The 17,069-nt window shown below is 58.5% G+C and carries 8 protein-coding genes; 1 reads left to right on the top strand and 7 read right to left on the bottom strand.

The window, feature by feature from the left end:
- Positions 1 to 30 precede the first annotated feature (30 nt).
- The 6 genes from L881_RS0107845 to L881_RS0107820 form a co-directional block, all read right to left on the bottom strand.
- Positions 31 to 7,359, bottom strand: coding sequence for a type I polyketide synthase (locus L881_RS0107845; protein ID WP_025733147.1), 7,329 nt, complete (start codon positions 7,357 to 7,359; stop codon positions 31 to 33).
- Positions 7,356 to 8,948 carry an LTA synthase family protein gene (locus tag L881_RS0107840; RefSeq protein WP_025733146.1) on the bottom strand — a complete coding sequence of 531 codons (1,593 nt, stop codon included), beginning with the start codon at positions 8,946 to 8,948 and terminating at the stop codon, positions 7,356 to 7,358. Before L881_RS0107840 ends, L881_RS0107845 begins: the two co-directional genes overlap by 4 nt.
- Positions 8,945 to 9,730, bottom strand: a complete 786-nt coding sequence (locus tag L881_RS0107835; protein ID WP_025733145.1) for an SDR family NAD(P)-dependent oxidoreductase — start codon at positions 9,728 to 9,730, stop codon at positions 8,945 to 8,947. The genes L881_RS0107840 and L881_RS0107835 overlap by 4 nt, the downstream gene beginning before the upstream one ends.
- On the bottom strand, positions 9,694 to 10,959 hold the full coding sequence (locus L881_RS0107830) for a capsule biosynthesis protein (protein WP_025733143.1): 1,266 nt from the start codon (positions 10,957 to 10,959) through the stop codon (positions 9,694 to 9,696). Before L881_RS0107830 ends, L881_RS0107835 begins: the two co-directional genes overlap by 37 nt.
- Positions 10,960 to 10,961: 2 nt before the next feature.
- Positions 10,962 to 13,007: a capsular polysaccharide export protein, LipB/KpsS family gene (locus L881_RS0107825; RefSeq protein ID WP_034579001.1), complete on the bottom strand. Its 2,046-nt coding sequence runs from the start codon at positions 13,005 to 13,007 to the stop codon at positions 10,962 to 10,964.
- Between the two features lie 325 nt (positions 13,008 to 13,332).
- On the bottom strand, positions 13,333 to 14,370 hold the full coding sequence (locus L881_RS0107820) for an AGE family epimerase/isomerase (RefSeq protein ID WP_025733141.1): 1,038 nt from the start codon (positions 14,368 to 14,370) through the stop codon (positions 13,333 to 13,335).
- Positions 14,371 to 14,711: 341 nt separating this feature from the next.
- Here L881_RS0107820 and L881_RS0107815 point away from each other — a divergent pair, with 341 nt between their 5' ends.
- The gene (locus L881_RS0107815; protein ID WP_025733140.1) at positions 14,712 to 16,253 is read left to right on the top strand and encodes a mannitol dehydrogenase family protein; all 1,542 of its coding nucleotides are present in this window, start codon (positions 14,712 to 14,714) and stop codon (positions 16,251 to 16,253) included.
- 89 nt (positions 16,254 to 16,342) lie between these two features.
- Here L881_RS0107815 and L881_RS0107810 read toward each other — a convergent pair whose 3' ends face one another.
- Positions 16,343 to 17,020 carry an HAD family hydrolase gene (locus L881_RS0107810; protein WP_025733139.1) on the bottom strand — a complete coding sequence of 226 codons (678 nt, stop codon included), beginning with the start codon at positions 17,018 to 17,020 and terminating at the stop codon, positions 16,343 to 16,345.
- Positions 17,021 to 17,069: the final 49 nt, after the last annotated feature.

Raw genomic sequence — 17,069 nt, 5'->3', positions numbered from 1 at the left:
AACGGTGAACAACGCACCCATCCTTAAGCATTAGCCCTCACTGATACCGTGACGGTAATCAATATCCGCCAGCACCTCATCCTCATTGTCGGTTCCTCCTTCTTCGCCTTCTGTTAAGCGCTCGACCAGATAGTCCGCCAGTTTCGCGATAGTGGCGCTATCGTTGAGCACCATGACCGGCACCTGAATGCCCAGTTTTCCCTCTAGTGCGGTCACAAGTTCAACCCCCATAAGGGAATCGAAACCCATGTCATATACCGAGCGTTCAGTCTCCAGAGAGGCTTCGTCACTCAGCAAAATGGTCGCCAGTTCACGGCGCAGCAGAGCGATCAATGCCTCGCGCTGCTGCTCGGGGGAGAGCGACATCAGCTGTTGGCGCAGATCTTCGTCACCGTCGCTGTCGCTCTGCTCGTTGGCATCATGCGGCAGCAAGCGGTAGCGCGGCGAAGATGAGGTGGGCAGGAAGCGCGCCGTGGTTGCCCAGTCAAACGGCAGGAGACCTTCATTGGAAGAATCGCGCACCAACGCCTGACCCAAGGCTTCAAGAGCTTCACTGGCATTCATGGCGCGACCGCCGAGACGCTGGACGAGAGTATCGCGCGTGCGGGTATTTCGGGCCAGGAAACCAACATCGTTGATGGCACCCCAACTGATACAGGTGGCTGCCAGCCCCTGGCTGCGACGGCTGGCGGCCAGTGCCTCAAGCCACATGTTGGCAGCGATATAGGAGGACTGCCCCGGGTTGCCGAAGAGCGTTGTGGCTGAGGAGTAGAGCACAAAGAGCGAAAGATCGTCGCTGCGTGTCAATTCATCAAGCAGGCGCGCACCCTCTACCTTGGCGCGCATGCTATTAGTGATCTGCTCGGGTGTCAGATCGCGCACCAGCGCATCATCAATTACCGTGGCAGCATGTACCACGCCGGTAAGAGGTACTTCCTCCTGGCGAAGCCTTCCCAGCAGCGCAGTGAGAGGCTCACGCTGGCTCACATCGCATGCAGCGACATTGACCGTCACACCTTGCGCCTTGAGTTGCTCAATGGCCTGTTGCGCTTCTTCGTCTTGAGACGTTTGAGCGTTCAGTCCGCGCCGACTCACCAGCACCAGATGGCGGGCACCATGATCGGCGAGCCAGCGTGCCGTTGCCAGCCCGAAGCCGCTTAGCCCGCCGGTGATAAGGTAGCTTCCTGTTGGATCAAGCGTCAGTGGCGCTTCACTGTGCCTGGAAGATTGCGCTTTCGGCGGCTGCTCGTAGGTCACCACCACCTTGCCGATCTGGCGCGCTTGCTGCATGTAGCGGTAGGCTTCTACCACGCGATCAGCGCTGAAGGCGGTAAAGGGCAGCGGTGACAGCGTGCCATCGCCAAACAGCGCCATCATTTCACCGAACAGTCGCTCCGTCAGGGCCGGGCGTTCCTGCATCAGCTGGTCGGAATCGACACCAAAATAACTCAGGTTATTGCGGAATGGGCGAAGGCCCACCTGGGTGTTGTCGTAGAAATCGCGCTTGCCAAGCTCTACAAAGCGCCCGAACGGCCTCAATACCCTGAGGTTTTGCGCAATCGCTTCGCCCGCCAGGGAGTTAAGCACGACATCGACCCCCTGGTGATCCGGTGTGTCGGCCAGCAATGCTTCGGCGAAGGTGGTCGAGCGGGAGTCGTAAATATGCTCGACGCCCATCAGTCTGAGCACATCGCGTTTCTCATCGCTGCCTGCGGTGGCGTAAATCTCGGCACCCAGCCAGCGGCCAATCTGAATCGCAGCCAGCCCAACACCGCCTGCGGCACCGTGAATTAGCAGGCGTTCACCTGCTTCCAGCCGTGCCTGATGCTTGAGCGAATAGTAGACAGTGAAGAAGGTGGTAGGCAGCGTGGCCGCGGCTGCATAACTGATGCCCGCGGGAATGGGGGCAAGGGTATGCTGGCGCGCAATGAGTCGGGTGGAGAAGCTGGAGGGGCCGAAGCCGACCACCGCGTCGCCGGGCGCAAAGCGGGTAACATTCGCGCCAGTGCGAACCACTTCGCCGGAAAATTTCAACCCAAGGCTGGCACCAGCAAAGCCCTGCTCGACTGCTTCATCAGAGAGCAGCCCCAGCGCGTACATCACGTCACGGAAGTTGAGTCCGGTTGCCTTGACGCTGATCTCAACATCGTCATCCCCGAGCGGTGCCAATGTGCGCTCCTTCCAGCGCAAATGGCGTAGCTGGCCTGGTACGTCGAATCCAAGAGTGAGCGCTGTGTCGGGCGTCGTTGCGCTTTCGTCGGCAACGACTTCTACCCGCGGTGCCAGGCGGGTGCCATCCTCATCAAACACGACTTCCAGCTCAGCATCTGGCTCAATCAATTGCGCCAACAGCGCATCAATCAGTGCGTCTGGACACTCGTTGGCATGATCCACCTGAGCAGGAAGATCCACCAGCCTGACGCGATCGCCGCCACTCTCATTTTGGAGGGTACGTCCAAAGCCCCAGCTCGCCGCATCTTCGGCAAGGGTGATGTGTTGGGCATTACTCCACTGCTGAGTGGCTCCCAGGGTGAACCACCACAGGCGCGCAGCGCTGGCGTGCTGCTCAAGCTGCTGCCACCACGTTGCCATGCGCGTGCAGCGTGCGTCAGGCGCACTACAGCCCAGCAGGGCGAGATCGACGATATGATCGACTTCCAGCAACAGTGCCGCCGGAGGCGTAGTGCCATCATTTTGCGTCACTTGCTGATCGGCTTCCTGTAGCGCTTCTGCAAGTGCTGTCGCCATGGCCTGCGAGCTGGCGTCACTGCATATCAGCCAGTGCTGAGGCGGCGCAGGCAAGTTTTCTTGAGCGTTTATTTCAGGCGCTGTTGCGAGCAGCAGCTCAATGCCAGCGGCATCGCTATCACCGCTTTCGACAGCAAAATCGTATAGCTCCAGCAGCTGGCGAACCTGCTCGCTGGTACATGGGAGCGGCTGCTTGCCTTGTTCAACCAGCGCTTGCCAGCGACTGCTGCGTGGACCAACAAACAGAAGTTGCAGGGTCCTGCGTTGCTGCGTCAGCTGTTCAAGCAACTGTTTTAGCTGGGGCGACGTAATGCCAGCCCCGACGAGCACCAGCGCGGCATCGCTACCGGCTTCAATCGGCTCATCAGCCTTGTAGATGTCCAGCCCCGCACGCGACGGTGCAAATAGATGTGCGTCGTGCCAGGCACTGTCATCCAGCGTGATCAGCTGTTCTCGAAGGGCGAGAGAGCCGTTCCCTGGGCTGAGGCGCGGCAGCCAGCTCAGCTGGCGTGCAGCCACTTCGATCAGCGTGAGGCGTTGCCCCGCAGGCAGCTCAGCTACATGGCGCTCGATCAGCTGAGAAATATCAGTGGCGAGAGACTTTCTGGTGGCATTATCCATCGCGGCCTGCCACAGGCGCGCAGTATCCATCTCCGGCGGCTGAGCACTTCCCAAACAATAACCGGCACGACCCAGCGCGAGCACCAGTTCGGCGTAATCGGGGTAGTCCTGCAACGCGAGCTGCCAGATATCTGCTGCCGAGGTGTCCGTTGCCTCTGCCGTTGCGTCATCGTCGCTGAGCGCAAGACGTTCGAACAGGCGCTTGAGTGCTTCATCATCAGCGCTACCGTGATGCTGTTGGCGGGCTTCCTCGGCAAATGCGTAGGTCATCGCTTCCAGCAGTGGCTCCAGCTCTTCCGAATAGCGCTGGCTGCTGTGCGCGGTCAGCTCACCAAGGCGGGCGAAGTCGCTGTCCGTCACTATCGGAGGCTGTAATGTTTCACGTGAAACAATGGCGTTTGACAGAGGTGCGGGTGCCAGTCGCTGACGCAGTCGCTCGATGGGGCGCTGAGCAGCACTTTTCAGGCGCACGGCGCGGAAACGTGCGCCCTCTATTACCGCCACTGCCTTGCCGCTGGCATCGAACAGCTCAAGATCGGCACACAACGAATGCGGGGAGCGTTGGGTCGGGCGCACGCAGGCCAGTGCAGGAGCGCTCGCTTCTGCGTTGAACTGCAATCGCTCCAGCCTGACAGGAACGAACGCCATGCTGGCATCGCTGACGCCCAGCGCGCTCAGTAGCGGAATAAAGAGCTGGAAAGCGCTATCCAGCAAACCGGGCGGCAGCAGGCACTCGCTTTGGGATTCACTGATCGCCGCAGTATTTTCAAGTACTGCGATGGCACAACCTTCTTCGAGCCAGCCATGGGCGATGCCCTGGAAAGCAGGGCCGTAGTTGAGACCCAGCTGCTGGGCTTGCGCCAAATGCTGCTGGCGCTCGAAGTCGGGCTGGCGGGATGGAAGCGAGGGAGCGTTGGCAGCCAGTGAAAGGCCGAGCGTATCTGCTGGCAAACGTGCGCGACCATGAAGGTGCCAGGCATCACCGCTGGCGGCTTCGCGGGCGTGAATGCTGACGTGGCCCTGCCGTTCGTCGATCTCGGTACGCACTTCCTTGCTGGGAGCAGCATCAAGCAGTAGCGGCGAGAGTATCTCAAGCGCTTCTACCTCGATCACGCTCCGGCCCTGCCAGGAGGCCGCGGCCGCTAGCATCAGCTCGGCAAAACCGGCACCGGGGAAGATCACGCTGTCGCCGACATTGTGATCGGCAAGCCAGGACAGACGCTGGGTATCAAGCTCGCTCTGCCAGCGGTGATCGTGCCCCACCAGAGGGTAGCCGAGCAGCGGATGTTCATAGCGGCGATCTACCAGCCCCGTTTGATCACCGCTGTTGCTGTACCAGTGCGACTCCCGCTGCCAGACATAATGGGGCAGGTCGATACGTGCGCTGTCAGGAGTTAGCCAGCGCTCGATGGGAATTTCGATGCCGCTGATCCACAGCGCCGCAATGCACTGCTCAATGCTGCTGATCTCGGAGTCGTGACTGTCGTGGGTCGGGCGCTTGAGTGTCGTGAGAATTGCACCACTCTGACCCAACTCGGCCAGGCTATCCTTGATATAGCGCTGCAAGATGGGGTGAGTACCCACTTCGGTGAAGAGCCTAAATCCCGCGCCAATCAAGCCATTGAGCGCTGCGTGGAAGGCAACGGGCTGGCGAATGTTGTGCCACCAGTAATCGGCATCCAGCGCACTGCCCTCGATCACTTTGCCAGTCACGGTCGAGTACATGGGGCAGCGTGTGGTGCCACCACGAATATCGCTGAGGCTGTCGAGTAGCGCCTGCTTCACGCTATCCATGGCTGGGCTATGGAACGCATAGTCAAGCGGTAGCGTGCGCGCAAAGATGCGCTGGTCAGTAAGCGCCTGCTGTAGCTGCGCAATCTGGCGAGTATCGCCCGCCAGAGTGAAGCCCTTGGCGCTATTGGTGCCAGCGATCACGATGTCACTGAAGCGTGGATCGGCCAGCCAGCCGTCCAGTTCTTCTCGTTCCAGCGCTGCGGCCAGCATTGCTCCCGCGCCACGGGTTTTGCCCTGATAGTGGCTGCGCCAATGAATGACAGAGACAGCCTGGGCAAGACTTAATGCGCCGCAAGCCCAGGCGGCGGCTACTTCACCGACGCTGTGACCGACAACGGCAGCCGGCTCGATGCCGTGCTCTCTGAGCAGTTGGGTGAGGCCCACCTGAATTGCAAAGAGGGTAGGCTGGGCGAATTCGGTGGCGTCAAGGCGGTCGCCGTGCTGACCTTCCAGCTCTGCCCGTAATGACGTACCTGCCAGCGGTTGATAGAGCGCATCGACCTGATCTATCGTCTGCGCGAACAGCGGCGAGTGCTTGAGCAGCGCCTGCCCCATGCCGAACCACTGGCAGCCGTTGCCGGAGTAGACGAATACTGGCCCCTGGCGTGCTGCATCAGCGCTGAGGGTCCGTTGAAAAGCGTTCGAGCCGCTGTTGGCAAAGGCTTCGAGCTGCTGAATCGCCTGCTGATCGCTGGAGGGCCACAGCAGCATTCCATGATTGAGATGTTCGCGACGGAACCACAGCTCGCTGGCAATGCGCTCAAGGGCAGGGGCGGCGTCGCTGTGCTGAGCGAGGTGCTGCCAGTGGTGCGCGAGAGCACCCGCCTGAGCGGTCAAGGTGTCGGGACTTTTCGCACTCAGGAAAAGGGGCAGGGGCTTTTCGTTTGACTGAGGAAGGTTCTGCTCAACGTTCCTGATATCGGGCGCGCTCTCCAGCAGAACATGAGCATTGGCGCCACCAAAGCCGAAGGAGTTCACCGCCACCACCAGCTTGCCTGATGCGGGCAGCGAGCGGCGCTGGGTGACAACTTCTATATTGCGCTCTTCCACTTTCAGCGCAGGATTCAAACGGCGCACGCCAATGGTGGCCGGAATCTCGCGCTGGGTCAGTACATGCAGCGCTTTGGCCAGCCCCGCCACACCGGAGGCCGTTTCCATATGCCCGATATTGCTTTTGACCGAACCGATCGGCAATGGCGCTTGTCGCTGGCTGGCGAAGGCGTCACCGATGGCGCTGACCTCAATGGGGTCGCCCACCCGGGTGCCGGTGCCGTGTGCTTCCACATAGCTGAGTTCATCGGCGCTGATGCCGGAAGTAGCAAGCGTGCGCGCCATCAATGACTGCTGCGCAGCAGGGTTGGGCACCGTCAGACCTTGCTTGCTGCCATCGGTATTAACGCCACTGCCTGCCACTACGGCGATAATGCGATCGCCATCGGCCACGGCCTTGTCGTAATCCTTGAGCATGAACATGCCCGCGCCTTCCGAACGCACATAGCCATCGCCATCGGCGTCGAAGCTGCGGCAGCGACCGTTGGCGGAGAGCATGCTCGCCTTGGAGAAGATCAGGAAGCCAAACGGGTGCAGATGCAGGCTGATGCCGCCGGTTAGTGCCATGTCGATGTCGCCCGCACGAATCGCTGCGCAGGCGTGATGGAAGGCGACCATGGCCGAGGAACAGGCGGTGTCCATCGAGACACTGGGGCCATGCAGATCAAACAGGTAAGAGATGCGGTTGGAGACCAGGCTCATGGTGTTGCTGGTCGCGGTGGTGGTATCGGTGAGCGCTAAATCTTCAGCAAGCCGATACGAGTAATCCAGACTGGCGACCCCGAGGTATACACCGCAGTCGCTACCGCGCAGCGATGAGGGCTTGATGCCGGCATGCTCCATCGTCTGCCATGCCAGTTCGAGCATAATGCGCTGCTGCGGATCAAGCTGGGCCGCTTCACGCGGTGAAATGCCAAAGAATTCAGCATCAAAGCCACTGATATCTCCCAGACTGCCGGCAGCGAAGGTAACACTGGTACCGGGGTGCTTGCGGTCAGGGTGTTGAAAGGAATATTTGTCCCAGCGAGAACTGTCGACTTCGGTGACGAGGTCTCGCTCGTTAATCAGTGCGTCGGCAAAGGCCTTGATGGTGTCAGCGCCCGGAAAGCGATAGGCGGCGCCGATGATGGCCACTTTCTTTGTCATTGAAATGTCTCGTCGCCAGAGCCAGCATTATAGTGAGCACCACCGGCTGAAAGGGGGGCATGGGTGATGCTGGCTAGTACTGCATTCAAAAGGATTGGTCCCAGGTCAGCGATATCCATGGTCCGCTCGTCAGGCTGTGCGGTACCTGAGGTAGACCAAATAAAATACTCGGTAAAACCGTCCGGCTCGCCGAGTCGCTGATAGGTTTTGTCCATGATAGGCACATGGTCACCGTAAAAGCACAGGATACCTTCCCGCTGCTGTTCTTGCAGCGTTGTTGCCAGTCCTTCAACCATTCGCGCGCCATTGTGCAGATGGCGCAGGTAGACCGCCAGATCCTCGCAGCCTTCTTCAAGAGGACGGTGCAGCCACTGCTGCGGCTCGGCGGGCTGTCGTTCCAGATGAAGCGGGCCGTGATTTTCCATGGTAATCAGCATGATCACCGTGGGCTGATCGCTCGATGCCAGCAACTGCTCCACTTTTTCTGCCAGCGCAGCATCGGCGATATATTGGCCATCCTTCTGCTGCTCATTGAACGCTTCGCCATCGATGAATTCATCAAAGCCAAACAGAGGAAATACCCGGTCGCGCAGGTAAAAGCTTTTGGGATAGGGGTGAACGCAGAGCGTGCGATAGCCGAGCGTCTTGAAGCGCTGAATCAGCGAGGGCACCAGCTGATGGGAGAGCGAGTGGTAGGGGTTGAATCGATGGCCTGCCAGCGCACCGTCGCGCAGGCCTGTCAGGAAGGCACATTCAGAACGTACCGTGTTGGCGCCCCAGGCGGGTACGTTGAGCGGCCCGCGTAACAGCGAACGTTGGGCGATGTTGTCCCAGGGGGCCAGCACCTGCTCGCGCACGGCATCGTTCCAACGACGTGGGTCGAAGAAGGATTCGCTCTGTACGATCACCACATTAGGCAGTGCCTGTGCCGGAACTTGCGGCATGGGTTGGCGGAACTCTTCGCGGCCAACCGTTGCATCCAATGGTTTGACCAGTTCACGGCCTTGGCGCCACAGCAAAGTGGTCAGGCCAAAGCGAGTCAATTCATCATTGGGATGCAGTGGCGGCTGATCGCGATAATCGCTGGGAGTATCCTTGCTGAGCCCCCAGCGCAGCGCAATGCCTCCTGCTGCCATAAGGCCAAGCGTGGGGGTAAGTGCTTGCCAACCTCGGGCCAATAGCACCGATGGCTCTAACCAGAAGCCGGCCACAATGGCGGCAATGCCTGCCAGAATGGAAGCGATCGCCAAGCCAACGCCAAAGAACGGCAGATAGAGCCGCGGATGCTTCACCATGTCGATGAAGTATTCGAAATCCTGGCACAAGAATGGCTCGCGCAACGTGCGCGCTTTGGTATTGCTGACCTGGACGATCACCATGTGCAGCGCCCCGACTACGACTGTAGCGAACCATGGGCGCTGTAGTAACAGCACGAAGCCGCCGTACAGCAGCGCCCAGCTGCCTATATCAATGGCGGTAGTGAAGGCGGGACGTTGACCGTTTGGCCGTGGGCGCGGCAACAGCAATTGCTCGAACGCACACCACAGCACCAGACTGAGTACCAGGGGCATCCATAGCGCCAGGATCATGAGTGATCTCCGTTGTAGCCCGCCAGACCGACAATCCACTGAGAGATCGCTGCCGGTAACACCGCCAGCCACCAGCAGCCAAAATTAAGCGGGAAGGGAAAACTGATACGGGCCTGGTTACGCTCAAGACCGCGCCGGATACGCCGTGAAGCACGTGCGGGTGTCCAGAGCATAGGCTTGGGGCCGGGCATTTCATGGCACATTTTTGAGCTGACATAGCCGGGCATCACTACGTTGAGCTTGACGCCATGAGGCGCCAGCCAGCCGCGCATTGCCTCTCCATACGCTTTAATGCCCGCTTTGCTGGCGCTGTAGGCCGGTGTGACGGGCAGACCAAAATAGCCCGCTAGCGAACTCATCAGCACAATTTGACCGCGTCCGCGCTGTTTCATGCGTTCTGCCAGACAGTTGGTGAGGGCGATAGGAGCGCCGAAGTTTAGCTCCATTAGCTCCTTGACCTGGTTCCACTGCTCACCATTCTCATGCTGGGAGTGAGTATTTACTCCTGCAGCAGCCACTGCAATATCAAGCGTCACCTCTTCATCGAGGGCGGTAATCCAGCGTCTCAACTCATCATGATCGGTTAGTGACGGGCTATGTAAAACGGTAGCCGCCCCGCGCGCTCGGCACTGCCCGGCGAGTGCTTCAAGGGCAGGACGATTGCGACCATGCAAGTGCAGCGTGACACCTGCCGCGGCCCAGTCCACTGCCAGTGCTCCCCCTATTGCGCCTGTCGCGCCTGTAATCAGGATATGGCGCATAGGCCTGCGGGAGTCTGACATAGCAATTGCTCCAATGGTGATCGCTCAGCTTCTATTAAGGGAAGGGCGTTTTTTACAGCAAGTTCAATGGCATCACCAGTATAAAAGCCCCCATTTAACTGCACACTGTGCGTCAGAACGCGGCGAAATGCATCCAGTGTCGCAGGATCAGGGGCCTGAGGCTGATACCAGAAGCTTTCGAGGGGGCCTTGATGGGTCAGGCCGGGCATATCGTAAATGGCATTGGCCAGAGCGATAGTAGGCTTGAGAGCGGCCAGTGATACGTGGCCACTGGTGCTATTAAGAGTAATCAGCCCACGGCTGTATTTGACCAGCCGTTCAAGGTTGCCGGTTTCCAGATAGACCACACGATCCTTCAGGCCGTAGCGTTCGGTAATGCGCTTTACGTCCCGCGCATGGGGCGTCATGCCCATATCCAGAGGATGGTTCTTGATGACCAGAATGGCATCCTTGGGCGCGTGCAGGGCGAAGGTTTCAGCAACAAATGTCATCAACTCGTTCATATCGTTGAAAGAGGAGTGATGGCGTACCTGGAAGTCGCCATTGAGCTGTAACGGCAGTAAATAGTAGGGGCGTCGGCTGCCCCATAGTTTCTGGATCAGGACCGTGTCGCGCTTTTTATAGCTGCGCATGCGCGCGAATCGCCATAAATAGCCCATGTATTCCTGCGGTGCATTGAGCGCGGCGTGGGTTCGATACCCCGGGTATAGCATCGGGTTCAATATTCCGCCCAGGTGGTATTTAACGTCGTGCCATGCACGCACCTTGAACGCATTATTGATTTTGGAAGGCTTCCATTGATCGGGGAGCTGTTTTGCCACCTCAAGAAACCATTCCGGGTTCCGTGGCAGCATTGAGTGAGCGTTCACTCCTTCGCGCTCCAGCGTCACCCAGTAAGGCCGTAGATAGCCCTCTTCGAACACATGGTTAACAATGCCGCGCTGACGGGCGGCAGTAACGAGATCAATATGAACGGCGCGACGATCACCAAACAGAATTTGATCGGTGACGCCGTGCTTTTCCCACAGGGTGCTGACGTACTCGGTCAGGCGTTTACCTGGGCCCCTGCGCCAGTTATAGGAAGGAGAAGTGTGCCAGAATAGCTGGTCACCGACGTTGAAGTTCAGTTTGATAACACGGTGTCCACGCTGCTGCAAGGCGCTTCCGAGGGCGTTGAAAAAGGGGCTGCACACCCCTTGCAGAAACAGAAATGAACGTTTACTGGTCATTGTTAACGCTGTCCCTCTACCACGCCGCGGTACAACCGCCACAGTCTGGTTTTAAGTGTCAGCCGTTGCTGCAGGGAGGCGCGCTGGTGAATGAGCTGGATGACGCTCTCAATGTTGCACAGTTGGCCGCTATGGGGGGCCACGTAGCATGGATAAAGGATCAGAGCGCCAGCTACCAGCTGTTCAAGGCTCAAGCGCCGTTTACGGCGCGGCAGCTCAACCTCATCCTCGGTGAGCCCCCAGCCCGCATAGAAGGGCATGCCCCAGGTGTGAACCCTTACGTTACGCAATAAGGCTTCAAAGCCAGTCAAAGAGCTCATGGTGTGTACGCTATCTACTCGATCAAGCAGATCAGTAATATTGGCGTCGCTTACGTTGATGTCATAGAGCGCGTGCTCATCTGCCGACAGCGCCCCCCGCCTGGCCTTGCTGACCACATCAGGATGTTCCTTGTAGAGAATAATCGCCTCAGGGTAGCGCTCTCTGACCCTGCGCAATAACTCGCTGTTACTGGTTACCGAGCGCGAGCCACGCAGCACTGATGCATCGGTTTCTACCTGCCCCGGCACCAGAATGACTTCCTTATGCTTGGGAAGGGCAGCCAGGCTCGGCAACGATGCACCGCCAAGGTTGTATTTGGAGAGTTTTAGCTCTACCAGTGATTTTTGCAGAGCCGTGGCACGATGAATCAGGCTTTCATCAAAGGCGTGATGCTGAAGAATATGTTCGAGATCGCTGGGCTGGGCCGGGTCGTAGTAAAGCCCGTTGGCATCGATCACCAAAGACAATGGGTGGACAAGGTCGGCTCCCAGCCCATTCGAGCGAACGAAGCCATCCTCTGCACGATAGGGGGAGATACCGCGCTGTTGGTATGCCGCCTTCAATTGATCACTTTCATTGAAGCCCCACACCAATACTCGTTCGTCGGGAGCGATATGCAGGCCGCGGGCACTGTCTTTGATGTAGCGAATGTGCGCCTGGGGGCCGAGGTACTGGTGGATGAAGCGTCGCTTCCAGCCTGACATGCCATGGATAGCCCAGCGGCCGCTCAGGCGCTGGGTCTGACGCTTGATGTCAGCCAGCAGGTAAATGGTCTCTTCAAGGCTGGTGGCGCTGCGGGTAATCGGGTTGTAGTAGCGGCTATAGCGTAAATAAGCGGCCGTAAATACCTGTTCAAGAGAGCGCTTCACTTTGCGTCGTGGGCAGTACTGGCGATCTTCGGTTAGCCCCCACCCCGCGTAGAAGGGCATGCCGTGACAAAATACCTGACAGCCGGCCAGCAGCGCTTCAAAACCAAGCTGGCTGGTCACCACATGTACCGCCTCCACATGTTCCAGTAGCGCCCAGGGGTTCAGTGCCTCGTCGATCCGGTAGCAGCGTTCGGGAAGCGCGCCCTCAGCGAGATAGCCACGCCGATGACCGCTGGCAACATCAGGATGCACCTTGATCAAGATATCGGCGTCAGGGTGTCGCGCCAGCGCCTCTTCAAGCATCGAGTTGAAACACTCTGCGCTGCCCATGCCCAGCGCGACAGAGGCGTCCCCGCGGGTTTGATCCACCACCAGCACATAGCGGCGGCCGGCAACCAGCTCTCTGGGCAGGCGGTCGGGGGCGGCGTTGTATTTGCTCAGGCGGTGATAGCGAATCTGCGCCATGGCGTCGCGCGCGCGCAGCAGTTCAGCATCGCTGAATCTGGCGTCGCTGATCAGTTGCTCAAGATCAGAAGGGCGCGTGGCATCGTAGTAGATACCGGTGTGATCAACCACCAGGCTGTGCGGCTGCTCGGCTTCTACGCCAAGTCCATAGGAGCGTATGAAGCCATCTTCCAGTGCAATATAGGGAAGCCCGTGCTTTACCGCATAGTGACGGGCGCGCTCGCTGCTGGGCTTTGCTCCCCAGCCCACCACTGCACCAACCTGACGGCGGGAAGTTTTTCCAAGCGCGACAAAGTGGCGATATTCGTGCAATAACTCAGGGACAGCCTGCCAGCGCATGATGCCACGCGAAAAATAGCCTGCGGTTGTATGAGAGGGAGTGGAGGAAAGCACGGGACCTGTCGCAACACCTTTTATTTTGGCATGAAATTCAATGAATGAGAGGTATGCACGGTTAGCCTGGCAGGGCTGCGCGAGCAAGTGTCTTCCTGTACATGCTCTTATGGACCAGCTCAATGACTTCCTGCATATAGATGGACTCAGGATAGTCGAGCAGCAACATAAATGCTTGCCACACTTATTTATTTGGCTGCAAGTATGTAGCGCACCCCTAACCCAGGATAAGCCTTAAGCGAGTCAGTTTAGCATAAGGAGCTAAAAGCGGGCAGCGCCCCTGCTTCGGGAAGAGGGCGGTTTGAAGCGCCCCTTTCCTGAATTATCACGAACTGTGGGAGGAACGCTGCGCATGCACTACCGCGCGATAGCACTCGATAACGTGATAGCCGGTGGTCGATTTAATCGGCCCTGATTTGCCCAGGTACTCTTCAGGCAGCCGGTTCGGGAAGTAGTCCGCCAGAATAGTCTCCAGCAGCGTGTCAGCATTGGGGTGCTGGATGAGGGAAAGACTACGCAGGCGTTCGAGATTTACCCAAATACGTGCATCCTTGCCGATAGGCGTGAAGGCGCGATCAAGCTGATGGGAAACCATCGCGGTGCCGAATGCCTGGCGGCTGATCTCTTCTGCCTTGGTAAGCTGAGTGGCCGGTTCAATGCCTTCCAGCGTGAAGCCTTGATCCTGATGGATGAGCAGAAGCGATGACCATTCATAGATATGGCCCAGATCGTATTCCAGAATATCGCCGGAGGAGCTTACCCTCTCTGCCAGTATGCCGTGCTGATGATCGACGAAATGAGCCGCAGCGAGCTGCGTCAGCTGATGCAGGTACGCGGCAGTACGTTGATCCGGACGGCAGCGGTGGCTAAAAGCCAGCGCTTCGTAGAGGTGCATGAGCGCGTTCAGCTCAAGGAAGTCGCCCTGTTCGCGCGGAGCCAGCCAGCGAGAAAGGGGGCTTGAGAGGATATCATCGAGCGTGGCAGCAAGGTCAGCGCCTAGCCCTTCGATAGGCTCAAGATGATTCAAACGCGCCTGCGCCTGAAGCAGAAAGGCCAGCTCGTAGCGTGCGCCGCCATCGTGCGCGGCAGGGGGAGCAAAATAATCGGCTTGCGGCTGTAGATAGCGCTGTCGCAGCGTCTCATAGAGCTGACGCGCATAGCGTAATGCCGTGCTATCGCCCTTTAGCTCGTACACATGACACAGATACAGAATGCCGCGCGTCTGGCACAGCATGCGCGGCTGCGGCTGTGCCATGTCACTTTGCGCAATGAACTCGGGCACTAGACCGTGCTGATCGACAGCGGTAAGAAGCGTCTCGTAAAAACTGTCGATACAGGCGCGGAAGTGTGAAAGGGTAGACATTAATACAGTCTCAATAGTGTAGAACCGGTGCTTACCGTACCACGACACGAACAAATAGGCGTTACCTCTACGCTATAGTGGTATGTTCTGAGAGGGTTCCTGAGCCTCGGAGTTTCAAACGTGGCCCTGTTTTACTGCTATCGTTTTAACTTCTGCATGGAAGCCTTGCGACGATGGTCGCATATCATCATGCCCATTCGCCGCCATGCTAATGACAAGAGTCGCGGCCAACACGATAGAAACACCATAGAGGAATAGCGCTGCGCGAGATTTTTTCCACGTGTGACACCTTGAGGGCGCTTGGGTATTCGGCGCTGCCAACCACGGACAGGAGATGACCCATGAGTGACGCTACATCCTCGGATACCCCCGCAAAGCGGCAACTATGCCGTGAAACGCTGCGTGAACTGCCAGACAATATTCGCCTGCCGCGTTATGACGTAAGCCGTCTGGAAGCAGGCATCCTTCACTTTGGCTGCGGAGCTTTCCACCGCGCTCACCAGGCGCTGGTGACTCAGCGCGCCATTGAAGCAGAAGGCAGGAAAGGTCTGCGCTGGGGCATCGCGTCCGCGAGCCTGGTGCGCACCAATACGCCGGATGCGCTGCGTCCTCAGCAAGGTCTCTATACATTGCTGGAGCGCTCTGCGAAGGGGAACCATGTCGAAGTGGTTGGCTCGCTGGCTGAAGTTGTTCATGCCCCCAGTGATGAAAAGGGCATGGCGGCGCGCCTGGCGGACCCCAATACGCGGATTGTCACCCTCACCATTACGGATCGGGGCTATTTTCTTGACCCCTCGACGCACCGCCTTAATGTCGAAGATGACGCGATCAAGGAGGATATCGGCAAGGAGCGCCCCGCTACGGCGATCGGTTCGATTGTGCGTGGCCTGGAGCTGACCCGCAAAGCGGGACATACGCCGCCGGTTATCCTGTGTTGCGACAACCTGACTTCCAATGGCGCGACGTTGCGGCAAGCGGTGCTCGACTTCGCTGCGCTCGAGAGTGACGGGCTAAGTCAGTGGATCGAAGGCAACGTGCAGTTTCCCAATACCATGGTGGACCGTATCGCTCCTTCCGTCTCCGAGCATGATATTGAGGAAACCGACCGTCTGCTCGGCATGCATGACGCTGCGCCTGTAGTGGCGGAGCCGTTTCTTGACTGGGTGATCGAGGATTTTGACGGCCCGCGCCCCGCGTGGGACAAGGGCGGCGCCAAGTTTGTCAGCGATGTAGAGCCTTATGAGATCGCCAAGCTGAGGCTGCTTAACGGCACTCATATGCTGCTGGCCTATGTCGGCTCACTGGCGGGCTATAAAACCATTGCTGAAGCGATTGCCGACCCGCTAATCAAACGCCTCACCGAGCGCTTCATGCGTTCGGAGCAAGGCCCGACGGTGCCGGTCGCGCATTCCCAGAGTGAACACTATATTGATGAGCTGTTGAAACGCTTTGAGAATCCGGCGATTCACCATGAGGTGGGGCGCGTTGGTCGTAATGGCTCGCTGAAACTGGCAACGCGCCTGCTTGAACCGATGCGCTATAACCTGGCGGAGCGTCGCGATACGCCCTGTACCATCTTCGCCATTGCCGCCTGGATTCGCGGCTTCTCCATGCTGGATACCAGCGGCACCGCGATCCATATTGATGATCCGAACAAGGACGAAATTTATCGCTTGTGTCGCGCCACCCGTGAAAACCCTCTGCTGCGTGCTGAAACCTTTCTTGAATACGATGAAGTGTTCGGTGAAGGCTTCCCGCGTCAGGAGAAGGTAACCGGTGAACTGGCACAAGCGATCAATAACCTGCACCGCTATGACTTGCGGGAAGTGATTGCCGCCACGCTTGAGGAGACCATTCTGGGCAGGCGTTACCCTCAGCAGTAACGGCGCGGAAAGCAGGCTTGCGCTTTACGTAAACGTCAGCGGCGACCCTCCAAGGGCCGCCGTTGTTATTACTGATGAATCATGGCGTATCAGGCAGAAGCGAGTCGTGGCGCCAGCCACTCCGCGACTTCTTCAAGGTTATCCACGATGTTGAACGCAAGCTCGCGCATCTCATCGGTGGGCGGTAGCAGATCGGGCACCATCATGACACGAATTCCGGCGGCATGGGCTGCCCTGATGCCGTTATAGGAATCTTCCAGCGCCAGGCAGTGGGCGGGCGCTACACCCAACGCCTTGGCCGCGGTCAGATAGGGTTCTGCATGCGGCTTGCCCTGGCTGACGTCATCGCGGCTGATGATGGCGTTGAAGCGCCCATCGAGGCCCGCTTTCTCAAGATGGCGATCGGTGCGGTAGCGGCTTGAGGAGGTCGCAATCGCGCGCGGTATCTGGTGCTGGTCGAGCAGATCGAGCAGCTTCTCGACCCCTTTTTTGGTGGTGAGCGCGCCTTCTTCCACCAAACGGTGCAGCGCTTTTTCCTGTCCTTCGAAAAAGGCTTCGAGGGGGAACTCTGCTCCGTAGGTTTCAACCACCATTTCGCGGCAGCGGTCTGCGGGCATGCCAATCATCGCCTGGCAGAAGTCGTCGGGCATGTCGTAGCCCAGCTCGCGCCCAGAGATGACCAGTGCATCCATGGCCAGCGTTTCGGAATCAAGCAGCAGGCCGTCCATGTCGAAAATTACGGCATTAACGGTAGTGTTGTCTGACATTGGGGAGTCTCCAAAGTGGCGCTGAAAAGGCACGAAGGTGTACTTCATG

Source organism: Carnimonas nigrificans ATCC BAA-78 (assembly GCF_000526695.1).
GTDB classification, from domain to species: Bacteria; Pseudomonadota; Gammaproteobacteria; order Pseudomonadales; family Halomonadaceae; genus Carnimonas; species Carnimonas nigrificans.
Note: the sequence above shows the minus strand (reverse complement) of the source record. Positions and strands in the feature narration are given on the sequence as shown.